Annotated in this window: 17 protein-coding genes and 1 tRNA gene; 12 read left to right on the top strand and 6 right to left on the bottom strand. The window is 62.6% G+C overall.

The window, feature by feature from the left end; translation table 11 throughout:
- The first annotated feature begins 65 nt into the window (after positions 1-65).
- The 4 genes from Q0603_RS09130 to phbB all read left to right on the top strand — a co-directional run bounded on the left by Q0603_RS09130 (position 66) and on the right by phbB (position 3,720).
- Positions 66-461: a hypothetical protein gene (locus tag Q0603_RS09130; RefSeq protein WP_298724830.1), complete on the top strand. Its 396-nt coding sequence runs from the start codon at positions 66-68 to the stop codon at positions 459-461.
- Entirely contained in the window at positions 406-1,563 is a 1,158-nt protein-coding gene (locus Q0603_RS09125) for an alpha/beta fold hydrolase (RefSeq protein WP_298724828.1), read from the top strand. Before Q0603_RS09130 ends, Q0603_RS09125 begins: the two co-directional genes overlap by 56 nt.
- A 139-nt stretch (positions 1,564-1,702) precedes the next feature.
- Entirely contained in the window at positions 1,703-2,878 is a 1,176-nt protein-coding gene (locus tag Q0603_RS09120) for an acetyl-CoA C-acetyltransferase (protein WP_298724826.1), read from the top strand.
- 119 nt (positions 2,879-2,997) lie between these two features.
- On the top strand, positions 2,998-3,720 hold the full coding sequence (gene phbB, locus Q0603_RS09115) for an acetoacetyl-CoA reductase (protein ID WP_298724824.1): 723 nt from the start codon (positions 2,998-3,000) through the stop codon (positions 3,718-3,720).
- 54 nt (positions 3,721-3,774) lie between these two features.
- On the opposite strand, the gene Q0603_RS09110 is transcribed toward phbB, so the two are convergent.
- On the bottom strand, positions 3,775-4,590 hold the full coding sequence (locus Q0603_RS09110; RefSeq protein ID WP_298724822.1) for a hypothetical protein: 816 nt from the start codon (positions 4,588-4,590) through the stop codon (positions 3,775-3,777).
- 194 nt (positions 4,591-4,784) lie between these two features.
- On the opposite strand from Q0603_RS09110, the gene Q0603_RS09105 reads away from it, so the two are divergent.
- From Q0603_RS09105 to mnhG, 8 genes are all read left to right on the top strand, one after another.
- On the top strand, positions 4,785-5,267 hold the full coding sequence (locus tag Q0603_RS09105) for a hypothetical protein (RefSeq protein WP_298724821.1): 483 nt from the start codon (positions 4,785-4,787) through the stop codon (positions 5,265-5,267).
- A 107-nt stretch (positions 5,268-5,374) separates the two neighbouring features.
- Positions 5,375-6,619 (top strand): cytochrome P450, encoded by a 1,245-nt coding sequence (locus Q0603_RS09100; RefSeq protein WP_298724819.1) that lies wholly within the window; start codon positions 5,375-5,377, stop codon positions 6,617-6,619.
- 491 nt (positions 6,620-7,110) lie between these two features.
- Positions 7,111-10,056 (top strand): monovalent cation/H+ antiporter subunit A, encoded by a 2,946-nt coding sequence (locus Q0603_RS09095; protein ID WP_298724817.1) that lies wholly within the window; start codon positions 7,111-7,113, stop codon positions 10,054-10,056.
- Positions 10,056-10,400 (top strand): Na+/H+ antiporter subunit C, encoded by a 345-nt coding sequence (locus tag Q0603_RS09090; protein ID WP_298724815.1) that lies wholly within the window; start codon positions 10,056-10,058, stop codon positions 10,398-10,400. The genes Q0603_RS09095 and Q0603_RS09090 overlap by 1 nt, the downstream gene beginning before the upstream one ends.
- Positions 10,397-12,016 carry a monovalent cation/H+ antiporter subunit D gene (locus Q0603_RS09085; RefSeq protein WP_298724813.1) on the top strand — a complete coding sequence of 540 codons (1,620 nt, stop codon included), beginning with the start codon at positions 10,397-10,399 and terminating at the stop codon, positions 12,014-12,016. The genes Q0603_RS09090 and Q0603_RS09085 overlap by 4 nt, the downstream gene beginning before the upstream one ends.
- A complete protein-coding gene (locus tag Q0603_RS09080) occupies positions 12,013-12,501 on the top strand; it encodes a Na+/H+ antiporter subunit E (protein ID WP_298724811.1) in 489 nt (162 codons plus the stop codon). The genes Q0603_RS09085 and Q0603_RS09080 overlap by 4 nt, the downstream gene beginning before the upstream one ends.
- Positions 12,498-12,779 (top strand): K+/H+ antiporter subunit F, encoded by a 282-nt coding sequence (locus Q0603_RS09075; RefSeq protein ID WP_298724809.1) that lies wholly within the window; start codon positions 12,498-12,500, stop codon positions 12,777-12,779. Before Q0603_RS09080 ends, Q0603_RS09075 begins: the two co-directional genes overlap by 4 nt.
- Positions 12,776-13,156 carry a monovalent cation/H(+) antiporter subunit G gene (gene mnhG, locus Q0603_RS09070; protein WP_298724806.1) on the top strand — a complete coding sequence of 127 codons (381 nt, stop codon included), beginning with the start codon at positions 12,776-12,778 and terminating at the stop codon, positions 13,154-13,156. The genes Q0603_RS09075 and mnhG overlap by 4 nt, the downstream gene beginning before the upstream one ends.
- 59 nt (positions 13,157-13,215) lie before the next feature.
- Here mnhG and Q0603_RS09065 read toward each other — a convergent pair.
- The 5 genes from Q0603_RS09065 to Q0603_RS09045 all read right to left on the bottom strand — a co-directional run bounded on the left by Q0603_RS09065 (position 13,216) and on the right by Q0603_RS09045 (position 18,278).
- Positions 13,216-13,290: transfer RNA gene (locus tag Q0603_RS09065), tRNA-Gln, on the bottom strand.
- Positions 13,291-13,389: 99 nt separating this feature from the next.
- Complete coding sequence (locus tag Q0603_RS09060; RefSeq protein WP_298724804.1) at positions 13,390-13,806, bottom strand: hypothetical protein; 417 nt, start codon at positions 13,804-13,806, stop codon at positions 13,390-13,392.
- 113 nt (positions 13,807-13,919) lie between these two features.
- Positions 13,920-14,819 (bottom strand): 4-(cytidine 5'-diphospho)-2-C-methyl-D-erythritol kinase, encoded by a 900-nt coding sequence (locus Q0603_RS09055; RefSeq protein ID WP_298724802.1) that lies wholly within the window; start codon positions 14,817-14,819, stop codon positions 13,920-13,922.
- Between the two features lie 16 nt (positions 14,820-14,835).
- On the bottom strand, positions 14,836-16,611 hold the full coding sequence (locus tag Q0603_RS09050) for a tetratricopeptide repeat protein (RefSeq protein ID WP_298724799.1): 1,776 nt from the start codon (positions 16,609-16,611) through the stop codon (positions 14,836-14,838).
- A gap of 5 nt (positions 16,612-16,616) precedes the next feature.
- A complete protein-coding gene (locus Q0603_RS09045; RefSeq protein ID WP_298724797.1) occupies positions 16,617-18,278 on the bottom strand; it encodes an electron transfer flavoprotein-ubiquinone oxidoreductase in 1,662 nt (553 codons plus the stop codon).
- Between the last annotated feature and the right edge of the window lie 242 nt (positions 18,279-18,520).

The raw sequence follows: 18,520 nt of genomic DNA, 5'->3' as shown, positions 1-18,520 counted from the left end.
CGCAAGTCTCTCAGTGCGCTGCGAAAGGCTGGCCGGAAACCAGCACTTTGTGTAGCCTGCAACCCATGGATGATCCGAAAGCGACAGATCCCGAAGCGCTCGCACAGCGCTTTCTCGATCTCTGGCAGGAGCAGGCCAGCCTGCTTGCAACCGATCCCAAACTGGCCGAACTCTCGGCTGCCTGGCTGGCGCTGTGGCAGCGAGGCGCCGGCGTCGCCGCGCAAGCGGCCGGCGGGATGGCGCTTGGTCAAGGAGGCGTGAATGCAGGAGGCCAAAAAGGCGGCGCCGGAACGAGCGGGGCCACGGCCGCTGCCGCTGCATCTGGCGACAGCCAACATGATCTTGCTGAGCTCTATCGCCGCCTGGCCGATTGCGAGGCGCGTATCGCCGCTTTGGAATCCCAGCTTGGCGGCTCAGTTCGCAAGCCTCGCACCAGCACTCGCCGCCGTAAACCCGAATGATTTCGTCGATGCGCTGATGCGCATGACGGCGACGCGGCTGACGGCAATGACCGGCGGCGTGCTGCGCTATCGCCATCACGCTTATCGCCGCGATCTGCCCGATCCGCCTGTCATCTGGCAGGAGGGCAGCAGCCGCCTGCTGGATTTCGGCGAAGGGGCTGCAGGCGATGGCGTACCTGTCGTAATGGTGCCGTCCTTGGTCAATCGCGCTTACGTGCTCGACCTCGCGCCGGGACAAAGCTTGGCGCGATGGCTGCCATCCCAGGGCATTCGGCCTTTCCTGCTGGATTGGGGTGAGCCGGGCGAAGTGGAGCGCCGCTTTAACCTTGCCGCTTATATCGCAAGGGTCAGGCGCGCGCTGACCGCCGCACGCCAGGTCGGCAAAGGCAAGCCCGTTCTGCTGGGCTATTGCATGGGCGGCAATCTGGCCTTGGCTGCTGCCTTGCAGATGCAGGACGAGATCGCAGCCTTGGTCTTGCTGGCAACGCCGTGGGATTTCCACGCCGGCGGGGCGCACCAAGCCGCATTGGTGCAGGCGCTGGCACCAAGCCTGGTGCCGCAGGGTGATCCCATCCCGCCTCTGGATGTCGATGTGCTGCAGGGTTTCTTCTGGGCGCTGGACCCGCTGACGGCGCTAAAGAAGTTCACCTCGTTCAATGCCATGCCATCGGGCAGTGACAATGAACGGCGGTTCGTTGCCATGGAAGACTGGTTGAATGACGGCGTGCCGCTGGCTGGACCGGTCGCGCGCGAATGTCTGCTGGGCTGGTATGGCGAGAATACGCCGCCAAAAGGACGCTGGCTGGTGGATGGTCGTCCGGTGCGGCCGCAGGACTGGCAGAAGCCCGCGCTGGTGGCTTTGCCAGAACGCGACAAGCTGGTTCCAAAGGAAGGCGCGGCGGTGTTGCTGGAGCAACTGCCGAAAGCTGAGCGGCTGGACGCAGCGAGCGGTCATATCGGCATGGTTGTAGGACCGCGCGCCCAGGCCGGGTTGTGGCAGCCGCTGGCTGCCTGGCTGCGGCATCAGAATTCCGTCAAGGTTGCGAGGAAACCGGGACTTTCCGGCAGGACGCGGCGCACTAAGACTAAAGTGCGGGGATGACCCCGCGATTTTGCGATGCGGCAACCCTTGCCGCAATTGCGAAAAGGCCGTTATCGTCTTTCACCCGCGCGGCAGAGCGCCTCAGAGAATGCCGCCGCGCCGTCTCGCCCAGGTCCAGTTCGCCAGTGGAGGAACCACAATGACCGATATTGTCATCGCCTCTGCCGCCCGCACGCCGGTCGGCTCGTTCAATGGTGCCCTCAGCACCGTTCCGGCCCACTATCTCGGCCAAGTGGCGATCACCGGCGCGCTGCAGCGCGCTGGCGTGCAGCCCGGTGAGGTCAGCGAGGTCATCATGGGCCAGATCCTCACTGCCGGCCAAGGTCAGAACCCGGCGCGCCAGGCGGCGATCAATGCCGGCCTGCCGGTGGAAGTGCCGGCCTGGGGTGTCAATCAGCTTTGCGGCTCGGGCCTGCGCGCGGTGGCGCTCGGCTGGCAGGCGATCAAGAACGATGACGCCAGCATCGTCGTTGCCGGCGGCCAGGAAAGCATGAGCCAGGCGCCGCATGCGGCTTATCTGCGTGCCGGCCACAAGATGGGCGATCTCGGCTTCATCGACACGATGATCCGCGACGGCCTGTGGGACGCCTTCAACGGCTATCACATGGGCAACACGGCGGAGAACGTCGCCAAGCAGTGGCAGATCACCCGCGAGATGCAGGACGAGTTCGCGGTGAAGAGCCAGAACAAGGCCGAAGCCGCGCAGAAGGCCGGCAAGTTCAAGGACGAGATCGTCAGCGTCACCATCAAGACCCGCAAGGGCGAGACGGTCGTCGATCAGGACGAATACATCCGCCATGGCGCGACGCTGGAGGCGATGAAGGGCCTGCGTCCGGCTTTCGCCAAGGACGGCACGGTCACGGCGGGCAATGCCTCGGGCATCAATGACGGCGCCGCCGCAGTGGTGCTGATGAGTGCAGATGAAGCCAACAAGCGCGGCATCAAGCCGCTGGCGCGGATCGTCTCCTGGGCGCAGGCCGGCGTCGATCCAGCGATCATGGGCACCGGTCCGATCCCGGCTTCGCGTGCCGCGCTGAAGAAGGCCGGCTGGAAGCCGGAGGATCTCGATCTCATCGAGGCCAACGAAGCCTTCGCCGCGCAGGCTTGCGCCGTGAACAAGGATATGGGCTGGGATACCGACAAGGTGAACGTCAATGGCGGGGCTATCGCCATCGGCCATCCCATCGGCGCTTCAGGTGCGCGCGTGCTGGTCACGCTGCTCTACGAGATGCAGCGACGCGACGCCAAGAAAGGCCTAGCCACGCTGTGTATCGGCGGCGGCATGGGCATCGCGATGTGCGTTGCCCGCGACTGACGGAATGCGGAAAAGGCCGGGAGGGGGATCCCGGCCTTTTTTGCTGTTGATCACCAGTTGATCACGCCGGAATGACCGGCATCTGACACACAAACAAAAAAGCTAGCAGGAGGATGTTCATGTCGCGCGTAGCAATTGTCACTGGCGGAACCCGGGGGATCGGCGCCGCAATTTCAAAGCTGTTGCACCAGAACGGCTACAAGGTCGCCGCCAACTACGCGGGCAATGTCGAGAAGGCGAAAGCCTTCGAGGCTGAAACCGGAATCAAGACGTATCAGTGGAACGTCGCCGACTTCGCCGCCTGCCAGGAAGGCGTAAAGAAGGTCGAGCGGGATCTCGGCCCGGTCGATGTGGTGGTGAACAATGCCGGCATCACCCGGGACACCACCCTGCACAAAATGACACATGAGCAGTGGCAGGCGGTGATCGACACCAATCTAGGCGGCTGCTTCAACATGTGCCGCGCGGTGATTGACGGCATGCGGGAACGCGGCTTCGGCCGAATCGTTAATATTGGTTCGATCAACGGCCAGGCTGGCCAGTACGGACAGGTGAATTACGCCGCCGCGAAATCTGGCATCCACGGCTTCACCAAGGCGCTGGCTCAGGAAGGCGCCGCCCGCGGCATCACGGTCAACGCCATCGCGCCGGGCTATATCGATACCGATATGGTGGCGGCGGTGCCGGCCAATGTGCTGGAGAAGATCGTCGCCAAGATTCCGGTCGGCCGCCTGGGCCGCGCCGAGGAAATCGCCCGTGGCGTGCTGTTCCTGGTCGCGGACGAGGCAGGGTTCATCACTGGCTCGACGCTCAGCATCAATGGCGGCCAGCATATGTATTAGGTCAGCCAGAGATCCAAGGCTTGCGACGCCATGCCCGTCAGGGCATGGCGTTTTTTATTTGGTGGAGACGATAACCTGAAGCGGCGCACTGCGGCCGGCAAGGCGCATCAGGAAGTCGATGAAGATCAGCAGGCCCGCCATTTCCAGCAGTTCCTCGATATTCGCCAGAACCGCGTAGGGAAAGGCGTTCTTGAAGTCGGGATCAGTGGTATCGAACATCACGCCGGTCATCATCTCGGCCGCCAAGGCGCCGCCGAGGAAGATGGCTCCTGCAGTCACCATATGCAGGCGCTGCCGCCATTCGAAATGGAAGAAGAAACGCCAGTAGACGAGGGCGATAATGGCGACGGCGGCAAAGCCCAGGATCACCCAGGTCGGCGCCCAGATACCCGTGGGCATGATCACACGCTGCATCGGATTGATCGTGCTTTCATGCAGGCTGGCAACCTCGTCGAGTGACAAGAAGCAAAACAGTATTGCCAGACCCAGCCAGTGGGCGGCAAAGGGCCTGCCGTTATTCCGGTTGGACAGGCCGATCATGACCATCAAGCCGGCGGCGACGAGGAAATTCACCGACTGATACCAGGTCGGTAGATTATTCTCGAGGTCGAGATAGAACATGTCGACCAGGCCAAACACGGTGGGGTGCCCGAAATGGAAGCGGGCGATCTGGCCTGCCATGCTGAGAAGAAACAGCATCGCGACAACAATGGCGAGAGTCGTAACGATGGGGCGGCGCGACAAGATCAATGAGGAAGCCTGAACTCGCGCAGGCTGCTGCTCCAGTGTTGCATCGCGTGTAGGGGCTTGATTGCGCACCTGCGTCTCACGAATCGGCTGCGAATGTCCCTGCAGGACGCCATTAGCCATCCTTTTGCCTCCCCTCCTGGTAGTCGCTGGATAACAATCGGGCAGGTGTCATGGTTGGTAACATTGTGTCCGCTCGATCGTTCCCTCTGGCAGAGCGTCGCTGGCCCCGTCTGCGGCGGAGGAGTAGGGTTCAACACAAATTCGCCATGATCGGTCCGCAGCATTACCGTCATGATGTGTCCGGAGGCTAAGTCATGACCCGTTCGGCCATTTCCCGTATTGCTGCCATCGTCCTCAGTGCTGCTGCCTGTGCCGTCATGGCCGGACCTGCCGCCGCTGACAGCTTCTCCTTTCATTACAGCACCGGTGGCTGGCATTCGCGCCCGTGGTATGGCCCGCCACCGCGGCGCCATCACCATCCGCCACCCAAGCATCATCATTCGCGGCACCATTCGGCGCATGTCCACCACTATTGGGGACCGCCGGCTTTTCGTCCACGCGTGGTCGTGGTCCAACCGCCGCCGGTCGCCTACTACGTGCCACCGCCGCCCGTGATCTACGCGCCAGCGCCCCAGGGAGGCCAAATCTCCGCGGTGCCGGCCTCTCCGGTATTCCGGACTGCCAGCGGCCAATATTGCCGCGAGTACCAGGCCGGCATCACCGTGGCCGGTGCCCCACAACGCAGCTACGGCACTGCTTGCCTGATGCCCGACGGCACCTGGCGCGTGGTGAATTGACAAAGGGTGATCTGAGGGTGATCTGAAGACCGCGTTCTTTAGTAAACGCGGCCAAAGACCGCGTCGTGGGTGAGGAACAGTTCAGGCGCAGGCCGGTTTTTGCCGCTATGCCGAACATTCCTCGCGATCTATTCCCCGATAGCACACTGTTTCTGTTGCGCGATGGCTATGCCTTCGTGCAGCAGCGCCGCCGCCGTTATCAATCCGATATCTTTCAGACCAGGATCATGCTGGAGAAGGCCATCTGTATCGGTGGTGCGGAAGCGGCGAAGCTATTCTACAACCCCGAATTATTCATCCGGAACGGTGCCGTGCCTTGGCGAATCCAGAAGACGCTGCAAGGTATCGGCGGCGTACAGGGGCTGGATGGGGATGTGCATAAGCAGCGGAAGGCGCTGTTCATGTCGGTCATGACGCCTGAGGCCATCGGACTGCTGATGCAGCATCTGGCAAGGCAATGGCAGATTGCCATTCTCCGATGGCTGAAAAAGGATCGGATCACGCTTTTCGAGGAGGCACAGGAGATTTTCTGCCGCGCGGCCTGTGCCTGGGCTGATGTGCCAATGTATGAGGCCGATGCCTCGCGGGCGGAGGATCTGGGGGCGATGGTCGACGGTTTTGGCGGCATCGGGCCGCGATACTGGCGCGCCCGCCAGGCGCGGCTGCGTTCGGAAGAGTGGATCTGCGGGCTGATCAAACAAGTCCGCCGCCGCCCGCCTACGCAGCAGCCGACCATCCTGGAAAGCTTTGCCTGGTACCGCGAGCCGAATGGCCGACAACTGGAGACCCGGGTGGCGGCGGTGGAAGTCCTCAACCTGCTGCGGCCGATCACTGCCATCGCCACTTATGTTACTTTCGCCGCCCTGGCGCTGCACAGCTATCCGGATTGCCGGCGCGCGCTGCTGGAGAAGGGGGATGAGTATCTGGAGTGGTTCGTGCAGGAGGTGCGGCGCTTTTACCCTTTCACGCCGTTCGTCGGCGCACGGGTGCGCGCGCCCTTCGAATGGAAGGGTTATCGGTTCGAGCCCGGGACGCTGGTGATCCTCGATGTCTACGGCACCAATCACGATCCGCAGCTATGGGAAGAACCAGAGGTTTTCCGGCCGGAGCGGTTCCGCAATTGGAGCGGCAGTGCCTTTGACCTGATCCCGCAGGGTGGGGGCGATCATTTCACCGGCCATCGCTGCGCCGGCGAGTGGATCACCATCGCAGCGATGAAGCAGGCGGTCGACACCCTGGTACGGACAATTGTCTATGAAGTGCCTCAGCAGGACTTAAGCTTCAGCCTCTCGCGTATCCCGACGCGCCCACGCAGCGGCTTCGTGATGTCGGGAGTGATGGCGGCGAATTAGCGGCCTTACCTCTCGAAATCTGCGGCGGGCATTTCTATATTGAGCAAACGGTTCGGACGGGCCTGTTCGGACCATTTCCATGTAGGCTGCACGGAGAGAGAGAGACGGGCGCGGGGTCGCGCGCCACGTCCACGGGATTGCTGCGTCGGAACTTGCTGAGTATGGGGAGGAGCTGTCGCCCAATGGGATATTTTTCTGCACGACCGGACAAGACGGAAACATCGCGGCCCGTCCGTGAAGGGGCCGCGCCTTCCTCTTCACAGGCGCAACTGCACTACCAGTCGCCCGTCATGGATGCTGCCTCCTTTTTGAGAATCGAACTTGATAGGGGATGCTGCTGACGATGCTGCAGTCACGCGTGAAGCCGATGCACGGGCAGCCGCTGCGCCTTATCCAGAAGGCAGTGGCCCAAGAGTTCTCCGAGCCGCTGCAAAACAGCTACATTTGGGATAGGTTCGCAGCCTTTCGAGTTATCTCATCTTAGGAAGCCGATGCCCGACGCCTTCCTTCTGCTTATCGTGGGTCTTCCCTTCGCCGGCGCGCTGAGCGCCGGCCTACTGCCCACCTTTGCGCGCAACTCGGCCGCGTTGCTGGCTGGTAGCATCGCGCTGGTTGGCCTGGGTGTTGTCTGGGGAGCCTATTCGTCGATCGCAGACGGCGGCGTCATCCGGTATGAACGGGTCTGGATGTCGTCGCTGGGCCTCAGTTTCCATCTGAGGATGGACGGGTTGGCCTGGCTGTTCGCCGGACTGGTGACAAGCATCGGTGCGCTCGTCGTTCTTTACGCGCGGTATTACATGTCGCCGGAAGATCCGGTACCGCGCTTCTTTGCCTTCCTGCTCGCCTTCATGGGCTCCATGTTGGGCGTCGTCCTGTCGGGCAACCTCATTCAGCTGGCATTCTTCTGGGAACTGACCAGCCTTTTCTCGTTCCTGCTGATCGGCTACTGGCATCATGCGGCGGCGGCACGCGAGGGCGCCCGCATGGCTTTGACGGTGACCGCCGCCGGCGGCCTGTGCCTTCTGGCAGGCGTGCTTCTGTTAGGGCACATTGTGGGCAGCTACGAGCTCGACGCCGTGCTAGCGGCGGGCGACCGCATCCGATCGCATGCGCTGTATCTTCCTGCGTTGATCCTCATTCTGCTCGGCGCTTTCACCAAAAGCGCGCAGTTCCCTTTCCATTTCTGGCTGCCGCAAGCGATGGCCGCTCCCACGCCGGTCTCCGCCTATCTTCACTCGGCGACGCTGGTCAAGGTTGGCGTTTTCCTGATGGCGCGGCTGTGGCCGGTGCTGGCCGGCACGGATGCGTGGTTCTGGATTGTCGGAACGGCGGGCGTCTCGACGCTGCTGCTCGGCGCCTATATCGCCATCTTCCAGCATGACGTGAAAGGGCTGCTGGCCTATTCGACGATCAGCCATCTCGGTCTGATTACGCTGCTGCTTGGCCTGAACAGCGAGCTGGCCCTGGTGGCGGCCGTTTTCCACATCATGAACCACGCGACCTTCAAGGCCTCATTGTTCATGGCGGCCGGCATCATCGACCATGAAACCGGCACGCGCGATATACGCCGCCTGTCTGGACTGAACCGTTTCATGCCGTTCACCGCGCGGCTTGCGATGGTGGCGGCGGCGGCGATGGCGGGCGTGCCGCTGCTGAATGGCTTCCTTTCGAAGGAGATGTTTTTCGCCGAGACGCTGTGGGCTCCGGCCTCCGATCATCTGGCCTATAAGCTGATGCCGGTTGCGGCGGTGGCGGCGAGCATGTTCAGTGTCACGTATTCGCTGCGCTTCATCCACGGCTCGTTCTTCGGGCCTGACCCTGTCGATCTGCCGCGGACGCCGCACGAGCCGCCGGCATGGATGCGGGCGCCGGTCGAAATTCTGGTGCTGGCCTGCATCATTGTCGGGCTTCTGCCGGCGGCGACCGTCGGTCCGTATCTGCATCTGGCGGTTCAGTCGGTACTCGGCGACGCTACGCCGCAATACAGCCTCGCTGTCTGGCACGGCTTCAATCAGCCGCTGTTCATGAGTTTTGTCGCGCTTGGCGGTGGCGTGCTGCTCTATCTCACGCTCCAGCGCTACCTGCTCAAGGGAACGGAAAACACCCCGCTGATCCGGCTGGAAGCCAGGCGGGTTTTCGAAAAAACCATGGTCTTCCTGTCGTGGCGGCTGGCGCGCAGCCTTGAGAACTGGTTCGGTACGCGGCGCCTGCAGCCGCAGCTTCGCCTGATCGTTGGCGCTGCGATCATCGCTGGTGCAGCGGCTACCATCCTGCGCGGCGTCGGGCCGGGTAACCTTGCCCTGACGACGCCGGATCCCGTCCTCGTCCTGGTATGGGTGGTGGGTGCAGCCTGCGCGCTGGGTGCGGCCTGGAATGCCAAGTTCCATCGGCTGGCAGCTCTTGTCCTGCTTGGCGGGGCAGGACTTGTCACCTGTATTTCCTTTGTCTGGTTCTCAGCGCCTGATCTGGCCTTGACGCAGCTGCTGGTCGAGATCGTCACGACCGTGCTGCTGCTGCTGGGATTGCGATGGCTGCCCAGGCGTCTGGAAATCGCCGGTGCGACCCGGTCCCTGGCGGACAGGCTGCGCCGCTTTGGCGATCTTGGCATTGCCATCATTGCAGGGGGCGGAATGGCGGCCCTTGCCTTTGGCGTCATGACGCGTACGCCGCCTGAACTGCTGGGGCAGTATTTCCTGCAGCATTCCTACATCGACGGCGGCGGTACGAATGCAGTCAACGTGATCCTGGTCGATTTCCGCGGCTTCGACACCTTCGGCGAGATCACCGTGCTCGGCGTCGTGGCGCTGACGGCTTACGCCTTGCTGCGCCGCTTCCGTCCGGCGCCGGAAAGCATTGATGTCCCGGAGCAGCAACGCGATCTGGCTGCCTATGATGCCGCTCATCCCAATCCCCATGGTGGGGGTGAGGGGGACAGGGTGGCGGATTGGCTACTGGTGTCGTTCCTGCTTGGCCGACTGCTGTTCCCCGTGATTGCCATCGTGGCCCTGTTCCTGCTGCTGCGCGGGCATGACCTGCCGGGCGGCGGTTTTGTTGCCGGGCTCACGGCCTCCATCGCGCTGATCCTGCAGTATATGGTCGGCGGAACGCAGTGGATCGAGAACCGCGTCAACGTGCTGCCGCTGCGTTGGATCGGGTTCGGCCTTCTCGTCGCGGCGCTGACCGGCATGGGCGCCTGGCTGTTCGGCCGGCCCTTCCTGACCTCATACTTCTCTTATGCTGAACTGCCGCTGCTGGGATCTGTCCCGGTTGCAAGCGCGCTTGTTTTCGATATCGGCGTGGCCACGCTGGTGATCGGCGCGACCGTGCTGATCCTGATTGCGCTCGCTCACCAGTCGATGCGCGCCCGCCGTGTCGCGGCCCGGCCGGCCGCCGCCTCCGAAGAGGCAGCCCAAGCTACCGTGAAGGAGGGCGCGTGATGGAAGCGATCATCGCCATTGCCATCGGCATCCTCACGGGATCAGGCGTCTGGCTGCTGCTGCGGCCGCGCACCTTCCAGGTGATTATGGGGCTGTCGCTGCTGTCCTACGCAGTGAATCTCTTCATCTTCTCGACGGGCGGGTTGCGCACCGGGGCGGCGCCGATTCTTGAGCCTGGAACTGCGGGCAATCTGGCCGATTACGCCGACCCTCTGCCGCAGGCGCTCGTCCTTACTGCGATCGTCATCGGCTTTGCCACGACGGCGCTTTTCCTTGTCGTGCTGCTTGCCTCGCGTGGCTTGACTGGAACCGACCATGTTGACGGCCGCGAGGGCAAGTCATGAGCAGCTGGTCGGATCATCTCATCATTGCGCCGATCCTGATCCCGCTGATCGCCGGCGCCATAACGGTTATCCTCGGCGAACGGCAGCGTCTGGTCGAGGCTGGACTGAGCCTGCTCTCTGCCGTCTTGATGCTCGTCGTCGCCGTGGCGCTCCTGGTCAAAGCAGGAGACGCGAATGGTCCCGCGGTGCACGTCTACCGCCTCGGCGACTGGCCAACACCCATTGCCATCGTACTGGTGCTGGACCGGCTGGCAGCAGTGATGCTGACATTGACCGGCATTCTGGGCATGGCGGCATTGACCTATGCAGTGACGCGCTGGGACCGACGTGGCGCTCATTTCCATCCGCTGCTGCAGTTCCAGTTGATGGGACTGAACGGCGCCTTCCTGACCGGCGATCTGTTTAACCTGTTCGTCTTTTTTGAGGTTCTTCTGGCAGCATCCTACGGCCTTGCATTGCATGGCTCGGGCATCGGGCGCGTCAAAGCCGGACTGCATTACATTGTCATTAATCTGGTCGCCTCGCTCGTTTTCCTGGTTGGCGTCAGCACCATCTATGGCATCGCGGGCACCCTCAATATGGCCGAGCTTGCCGGCCGCGTCGCCACGATTCCGGGCGCGGATCGCGGCCTGCTTGAGGCCGGAGCGGCCATCCTGGGTATTGCCTTCCTCATCAAGGCGGCGATGTGGCCGCTGGGTCTGTGGCTGCCAAACACCTATGCCGCAGCGAGTCCGCCGGCTGCCGCCATTCTGTCGGTCCTGAGCAAGGTTGGTGTCTACGTCATTCTGCGACTGTGGCTCATGCTGTTCGGCGACGATGCCGGAGAGTCGGCCGGTTTCGGCAGCTATTGGCTGATGATCGGCGGCATCCTGACCATCGTCTTCGGCTCGATCGCTGTTCTTGCAACGCAGAGTATGACGCGGCTCGCAGGCGCCAGCGTTTTGGTCTCCTCGGGTACGCTTCTGGCGGCGGTGGGCACCGGTCATGTTGAGGTCGTCGGGGGCGCGCTGTTCTATCTGGTCAGCTCTGTGCTTGGCATTGCCGCCTTCTTCCTTTTGATCGAACTGGTGAACCGCGATCGCGAACTTGGCGCCGATGTGCTTGCGGTGACCCGCGAAGCCTATGGCGGAGAGGCGGAAGAGGAGGAAGGACAGGATGAGGTCGGCGTCGCCATTCCGGCCGGCATCGCTATCCTGGGCTCAAGCTTCCTGGCTTGCGGGTTGCTGCTGGCCGGGTTACCGCCGCTGTCCGGCTTCCTTGGCAAGTTCGCGATCCTCGCGCCGCTGTTCGAGGCAGAGGAAGCCGGCATGTCTGCTGCCTCCTGGACTCTGCTCGTCGCCATTCTGATCTCCAGCCTGGTGACGCTGATCGCCGTGGGGCGCGCCGGAATCAACGTGTTCTGGACAGCGCCTGCCGAGACGGTGCCCTCGGTCCGCCTCAACGAGATCATTCCGATCGCGGTGCTGCTAGGTTTATCCGTGGCGCTAACTGTTCAGGCGGATTCTGCCATGGAATATATGCAGGCCGCCGCCCATGCGCTGCACGATCCGCAAGGCTATATCCGCGACGTGCTTGGAGAGATTCCCGAGGCCGTCGATTGGGGGGCGGGGCAATGAAACGCATTCTGCCATACCCGTTTTTCGCGGCCATTCTGCTGCTAGCCTGGCTGCTGCTGAACGAAAGCGTCAGCCCAGGAGCAGTTGTTTTCGGTGCCATCGTCGCCGTCGTGATCTCCTGGATCATGGTCTCTCTGGAGGTGCCGCGGACCATTCTGCGCCGGCCGTTGGCGGCGATCCGGCTGGCTTTCGCCGTGCTGGTTGAAATCGTCCGCTCCAACAACGCCGTTGCGCGGATCATCCTGTCCTCGAACAAACGGGATCGGCGCTCGGGCTTTGTCCGCATTCCGCTCGATACGCGCAATCCCTATAGCCTTGCGGCGCTTGCCTGCATCATTACGGCTACTCCGGGCACCCTCTGGGTGGAATATGATTCAGTAGACAACACGATGCTGCTGCACGTCCTCGATCTGATCGATGAAGAGGAGTGGGTTAAAATTATCAAGGAGCGCTACGAAAGCCGGCTCATGGAGATTTTCTCATGATCATGACGCTGCTGTCCTGGTCTATCCTTGTGGCGCAAGGCCTGCTAGGCCTCGCCATGCTTTGCGCAGCGTTGCGCATCCTGCGCGGACCGCGCGCGCAGGACAGGGTGCTGGGGCTCGATACGCTCTATGTGAATGCAGCAATGCTGCTGCTGGTCTTCGGCATACGCACAGGAAGCACCGTCTATTTCGAGGCGGCGCTGGTGATTGCCCTGCTAGGCTTCGTGGCAACAGCGGCACTGGCCAAGTTTCTGATGCGCGGGGAGATCATCGAATGACGCAGGCGGTCGATTTACCAGACTGGGCCGCGCTACTGACGGCTTTCCTGCTGATCGTGGGCGCCGGTTTGGCGCTGATCGGTTCTTTCGGCCTGCTGCGGCTGAAGAACTTCTACGACCGGATCCATGCGCCGACGCTGGGCACGACGCTCGGCATTGGCAGCATTCTTATCGCTTCCATGGTGTTTCATTCAGTCACGCAGCAGCGCTTCGTCATCCACGAGTTGCTGATCACGGTCCTGATGGTCGTGACGACACCGGTCACCCTGATGCTGCTGGCGCGAGCGGCGCTGTTCCGTGACCGGCTGGAGGGAAGCGATATAGTGCCGCCCCGATATCAGTCGGCGCGTCCTTCGGATAAGCCCGAAAACCAGTAACGCGAGCCTTGCCCGTGTGAGAAAGCCCTGACGCCCTTTGTCGCTCCAGTGGGAGGAGTTGGCTGGGGCGCCAGGATTCGAACCTGGGAATGGCGGTACCAAAAACCGCTGCCTTACCGCTTGGCTACGCCCCAGCAAGCCGTCGGCCGAAACCGGCCGTCGATCGGCGGCCGGAAGATAGTCGGACCCGGCAGTAATTTCCAGCCTTTAGCCCGGGCTTTGAGGCGTGGTTTTCAGGGATTTTGGCTGACGATTTTCCAGCTGCCATCGGGTTGCAGGCAGGCGGTGCCATAGCTGACCTGCGGTTTGCCGCCGATCGTCACGCTACCCTGGTATTCGCGACAATAGGGCTGGGCTGCTGCCTCCGCCGAGGCAGCAGCGACGACGTCCGGCGCTAGAGCCGGCGACGAAGGTGCGACCACCACGGCGGGCCGCGGCTCGACAAAGACCACGGTGGCATGCGGGGGACGATGGTGGTGCGGACGACGCGGCGGGGGCGGATGATGCCAGTGATGCGGCGGTCCGCCATGGGCATGCATACTCAGTTTTTCGCCGGCCCAGGCCTTGCCGCCGGGACTGACCAGCATGGCGAGGACCAGAGTCGCGGTGAGAAAGAGAAAGAAGACGAGGATATCGGATTTACCAGACATGGCGTGCAGCTCGGAGCAGACGGGCCTGAAAGATATTACGCCTGCGCCGCCGCTTTCCTGCGCGGCTCACGCGTCTGAAACGGGCTGCGACAATTTTTTTGATTTGGCGATGATCAGCCGGCCGCCGTTGCGGCCACCCACCATTTTGGGTAGGCGCGGGAGATGTTGCGAGCCGCGAACTCTGCCTCGCGCTGGCTGGCGAATAGACCGAAGCAGGTAGCGCCGGAGCCCGACAGACGGCTCAAAAGGCAACCGGCTTGTGCCTTCAGTGCCGATAGTACGGGATCGATCTCCGGGGCCAGGAAGCGCGCGGGCGCCTCCAGGTCATTACGCCGCTCGCGCAGCAGGATGGCGAGATCGGCAGCGCTGCCGGCCTTCCGCTGCAGCGGCATGGGCGGGCCGAAGCGGCCAGCCAGTGCGGCGAAGACCTCTTTCGTGGACAGCGCGATGCCGGGATTGACCAGCACCAGCCAGATCGGCGGCAGGGCAGGCAGGGGTGTCATGACTTCACCAATGCCGCTCATTATCACGGCCTTGCCATGCAGGCAGACCGGAACATCGGCGCCCAGCTTCAGAGCTGCCTGGGCCAAAGTGTCATCGTCGATCTCGATCTGCCACAAGGCGCGCAAGGCATGCAGCGTCGCCGCCGCATCGGCCGAACCGCCGCCAATCCCGGATGCCACCGGCAAGGTTTTGGTCAGGCGCAGCGCAGCGCCTTTGCCGGTGCCGCTGCCCAGATTCATTGGCTGCAGCAGTCTGGCGGCGCGCAGCACCAGATTGTCATCGCCGGCTTGATCCAGTGCAGCGGCCTGCGGGCCATCCAGGGTCAAGGACAGATTTTCATCCGGCTCCACGGTCAAGCGATCGCAGGCCGCGGCGTCCTGCGCGAAGACGACTAGGCTTTCCAGTTCATGATAGCCGCCAAGCTCGGCATTCGCCGGACGGCGGCCGGTGATGTGGAGGAACAGGTTGATCTTTGCCGGTGCCAGCCGGCTGAGGCCCGTTCCGCTCATGTCGTGCGTCCGTATTTCAGTTCTTGGTGGCGACCGGATCGAGGCCGTGATCCAGCTTGCGCTGGATTTGCAGCGCCAAGTCCTGCTCCGGCTTCAAGCCGAGCGCGCGGCGCCACTGGAAGCGGGCTTCTTCCTGGCGTCCGACGCGCCAATAGGCATCGCCCAGATGATCGGTGATGACGGCATCGCCGCCTTTCAGCTCCACCGCGCGTTCAAGCTGGACGACGGCCTCCTCATAGCGGCCCTGGCGATACAGCGCCCAGCCCAGGCTATCGACGATGGCGCCATCATTGGGCCGCAGGGCGACGGCACGCTCGATCATCTTGGTGGCACGATCCAGATTGCGATTCTGATCGACCCAGAAATAACCAAGATAATTGAGCACCAGCGGCTGATCGGGCAGCAGCTCCAGCGCCTTCAGCATATCGGCTTCAGCCAGATCCCATTTCTTGGCGCGTTCATAAGCCACGCCGCGGCCGAAAAAGATCGTCCAATGACGTGGCTCGATCGTCTGGATACGCTCTAGCGCCGCAGTGTATTCCTGCGCAGACTCGCTCCAGCGCTCCATCTGCCGGTGCATGTCGGCCAGGGTTAGCAGGGGGCGCGGGCTTGTGGGATCGGCCTTGGCCATGTTGCGCAGGATCTTCACTGCCTCGTCGGTGCGGCCGAGTTCGTTGATGCACCAGGCGCTGCGCAATTGCGCGCTTTCGGCATAGGCGGAGGCTGGCGAAATCTTGGCATACATTGCCAGTGCCTGCTCCCAGCGCTCCCGCGCTTCGTAGATGTCGCCGAGCAGCATGCGGGCATCGTCGAGATCAGGCCGCAGGAACAACGCCAGTTGCAGATGCAGCTCGGCCAGTTCGCCGCCATCGCTGCGCCCCAGTGCGGAGGCCGATGCAAACATCGCCTCTGCAAGTCCTTCGACCGCATTGCCGATCAGCGGCTCGGCCGGGGAGGGCATGGCGGTGTTCAGCCGCCGCCGCGCATGCAGCAGCGCGGGGTTGTCCGGATTGAAGACCAGTTGCTGGTCGACCAGGCGGCGCGCATCGTCATAGCGGTTATGCCGCTGAAGGAAACGGGCATAGGCATCGACTAGTCGCGTGCCGGCGCGCTCGCGGCCCTCGATAGCATCCCGATAGGCAGCATCGGCCGCTTCTTCCTGATTGAGCAGATCGAGCAGCAGCGGCTTGAGATGCGCCTGCACGCCGGCCAGTAGAGGATGGCGTTCCAGCTTCTGCAAATTGGTGACCGCCTGATCGGCTTCACCCTTGCCGGCATGGGCGAAGGCGCTGAGCAGCGGGTTGAAGGCGGCATGAATGCCGCCGGTCGGCCCTTCGGCCACCAGTTGCAGCACACCGTCATAATCGCGCGCCAGCATCTGAGCCGCGGCCTGGGTCATGCGCGGCAGGTAGTCAGCCGGATTGTGCTGACGCAGGGCCGGCGTCAGTGTCACCGCCTCTGCCACGCGCCCATCGGCCAGCAGCGACAGGAAGGCGCCCTGAGCCAGCAACGCATTGCTGGGGTCTTCCTTCAGGGCGCGCATGTAGTAGTCCGCCGCCGCGGTGTTGTCGTTCAACTCGCGGGCATGGCGCGCCGCCAGGAAATTCCCATAGGGCGAGGCGATCCGATAGCCGCCATGGGTGCCGGTGCTGAACCTGGGATGCCGATCACCGCCAGCGCCGCAGGCCGTCAGCGGCGCTGCGATGGTCCCAAGCAGCGCCGCCGCGATCAGCCGGCGGCGCAGGGTAGGCGAACGGAAGGACTGTGCAAGGGCGGCTATGTCAATCGGCATATGTCTCACATGTTGGGGTAATTCGGACCGCCGCCCCCCTCCGGGACAGTCCAGTTGATGTTCTGCGCTGGATCCTTGATGTCGCAGGTTTTGCAATGGACGCAGTTCTGTGCGTTGATCTGGAAGCGCGGATTGCTGCCATCCTCGTCGCGCAGCACTTCGTAGACGCCGGCCGGGCAATAGCGCTGCGCCGGCTCGTCATACAGCGGCAGGTTCTTTGCGATCGGGACTGACGGATCCTTCAGGCGCAGGTGAATCGGCTGATCTTCCTCATGGTTGGTGTTCGACAGGAAGACCGATGAAAGCTTGTCGAAGGTGATCTTGCCATCCGGCTTGGGATAGGCAATCGGCTTGCATTCCTTGGCCAGCTTGAGGCTCTCATGGTCGGCCTTAGTATGCTTTGAAGTCCATGGCACCAGGAAGCCCAGGCCGAGATCGTTCAACCACATGTGAATGCCGCCGAACAGCGTGCCAAGCCACATGCCATATTTCATCGCCGGCTTCACATTGCGGACCTTGTAGAGGTCCTTGTAAGCCCAGGAATTCCGGAAGGCTTCCGAATAGGCGACCAGCTCGTCGCCGCCGGTGGCGCCACCCTTGAGGGCCTCAAAGGCCGCTTCCGCCGCCAGCATGCCCGTCTTCATGGCATTATGGCTGCCCTTGATGCGGGGCACGTTGACGAAACCGGCCGAGCAGCCGATCAGCGCGCCGCCGGGGAAGGTCAGTTTCGGAATCGATTGCAGGCCGCCTTCGTTGATGGCACGCGCGCCATAGGCGATGCGCTTGCCGCCTTCGAAGAAGGGGCGAATATCCGGATGGGTCTTGAAGCGCTGGAATTCGTCAAAGGGCGAGAGGTACGGGTTCTCGTAATTCAGATGGATAACGAAGCCCACCGCCACCTGATTGTCTTCCAGGTGATACATGAAGCTGCCGCCGCCGGTCTTTGAATCGAGCGGCCAGCCCTGGGTATGAATCACCAGGCCGGGTTTATGTTTGGCTGGATCAATCTGCCACAGTTCCTTGATGCCGATACCGAATTTCTGCGGATCGACGCCGTTGCGCAGGTTGTATTTCTGCTGGATTTCCTTGGCCAGCGAACCGCGCACGCCTTCGGCGATGAAGGTGTATTTGGCGCGCAGTTCAACACCGGGGGTGTAGTTGGACTTTTTCTCGCCATTGCGGCCGATACCCATGTCGCCGGTTGCGACGCCCACCACTTCGCCTTTTTCGCCGTACAGCACTTCGGCGGCGGCGAAGCCGGGAAAGATCTCAACGCCGAGTTCTTCCGCCTGGGTTGCCAGCCAGCGGCAGACATTGCCCAGCGAAACGATGTAGTTGCCGTGATTGTTCATCAGCGGCGGCATCAGCAGGTTCGGGATCGGGATATGGTTCGCCTCGGTGAGGATCCAGAACTTGTCGGTGGTGACCGGCGTGTTCAGCGGCGCGCCTTTTTCCTTCCAGTCGGGAATCAGCTCGTTCAGTGCGGTCGGATCGATCACCGCGCCGGACAGGATATGGGCGCCGACTTCCGAGCCCTTTTCGATGACGCAGACCGATACGTCGTGGTTGTGCTCGGCAGCGAGCTGCTTCAAGCGGATCGCCGCGCTCAGGCCTGCCGGCCCGGCACCGACGATCACCACGTCGTATTCCATCGTTTCGCGTTCCATCGCGGGATACCTCGGTTGCTGGACTTTTTTATTTGGGGCGGGGGCAAGCTGGTAAGCTTGACGCTCCCGGTCTGCTTACCAGACTATGGGGGGCAAGCCAACGGCGTCACCCTGCCGTACCGTCACCTCTGCCTTGATTTAGAAGCATTTTTTACTCGATGACCGCCCCGGAGACCATGTCCGCTCCCCCCAGCTTGCTGGAGGCCCTGCTTTTCTATGTAGAAGCAGGGTGCGACGAGGCG

Origin of the sequence: uncultured Ferrovibrio sp., assembly GCF_937960835.1 — a bacterium.
In the GTDB taxonomy this organism is placed as follows: Bacteria; Pseudomonadota; Alphaproteobacteria; order Ferrovibrionales; family Ferrovibrionaceae; genus Ferrovibrio.
The sequence above is the reverse complement of the archived record's forward strand: the minus strand, read 5'-3'. Positions and strand labels throughout refer to the sequence as shown.

What these genes read in the sequence shown, in the direction of transcription:
- Q0603_RS09130 (WP_298724830.1), top strand. Translation starts at nt 66, where the DNA reads ATGGATGATCCGAAAGCGACAGATCCCGAAGCGCTCGCACAGCGCTTT.
- Q0603_RS09120 (WP_298724826.1), top strand. Translation starts at nt 1,703, where the DNA reads ATGACCGATATTGTCATCGCCTCTGCCGCCCGCACGCCGGTCGGCTCG.
- phbB (WP_298724824.1), top strand. Translation starts at nt 2,998, where the DNA reads ATGTCGCGCGTAGCAATTGTCACTGGCGGAACCCGGGGGATCGGCGCC.
- Q0603_RS09110 (WP_298724822.1), bottom strand. Translation starts at nt 4,590, where the DNA reads ATGGCTAATGGCGTCCTGCAGGGACATTCGCAGCCGATTCGTGAGACG.
- Q0603_RS09105 (WP_298724821.1), top strand. Translation starts at nt 4,785, where the DNA reads ATGACCCGTTCGGCCATTTCCCGTATTGCTGCCATCGTCCTCAGTGCT.
- Q0603_RS09100 (WP_298724819.1), top strand. Translation starts at nt 5,375, where the DNA reads ATGCCGAACATTCCTCGCGATCTATTCCCCGATAGCACACTGTTTCTG.
- Q0603_RS09095 (WP_298724817.1), top strand. Translation starts at nt 7,111, where the DNA reads ATGCCCGACGCCTTCCTTCTGCTTATCGTGGGTCTTCCCTTCGCCGGC.
- Q0603_RS09090 (WP_298724815.1), top strand. Translation starts at nt 10,056, where the DNA reads ATGGAAGCGATCATCGCCATTGCCATCGGCATCCTCACGGGATCAGGC.
- Q0603_RS09085 (WP_298724813.1), top strand. Translation starts at nt 10,397, where the DNA reads ATGAGCAGCTGGTCGGATCATCTCATCATTGCGCCGATCCTGATCCCG.
- Q0603_RS09080 (WP_298724811.1), top strand. Translation starts at nt 12,013, where the DNA reads ATGAAACGCATTCTGCCATACCCGTTTTTCGCGGCCATTCTGCTGCTA.
- Q0603_RS09075 (WP_298724809.1), top strand. Translation starts at nt 12,498, where the DNA reads ATGATCATGACGCTGCTGTCCTGGTCTATCCTTGTGGCGCAAGGCCTG.
- mnhG (WP_298724806.1), top strand. Translation starts at nt 12,776, where the DNA reads ATGACGCAGGCGGTCGATTTACCAGACTGGGCCGCGCTACTGACGGCT.
- Q0603_RS09060 (WP_298724804.1), bottom strand. Translation starts at nt 13,806, where the DNA reads ATGTCTGGTAAATCCGATATCCTCGTCTTCTTTCTCTTTCTCACCGCG.
- Q0603_RS09055 (WP_298724802.1), bottom strand. Translation starts at nt 14,819, where the DNA reads ATGAGCGGAACGGGCCTCAGCCGGCTGGCACCGGCAAAGATCAACCTG.
- Q0603_RS09050 (WP_298724799.1), bottom strand. Translation starts at nt 16,611, where the DNA reads ATGCCGATTGACATAGCCGCCCTTGCACAGTCCTTCCGTTCGCCTACC.
- Q0603_RS09045 (WP_298724797.1), bottom strand. Translation starts at nt 18,278, where the DNA reads ATGGAACGCGAAACGATGGAATACGACGTGGTGATCGTCGGTGCCGGG.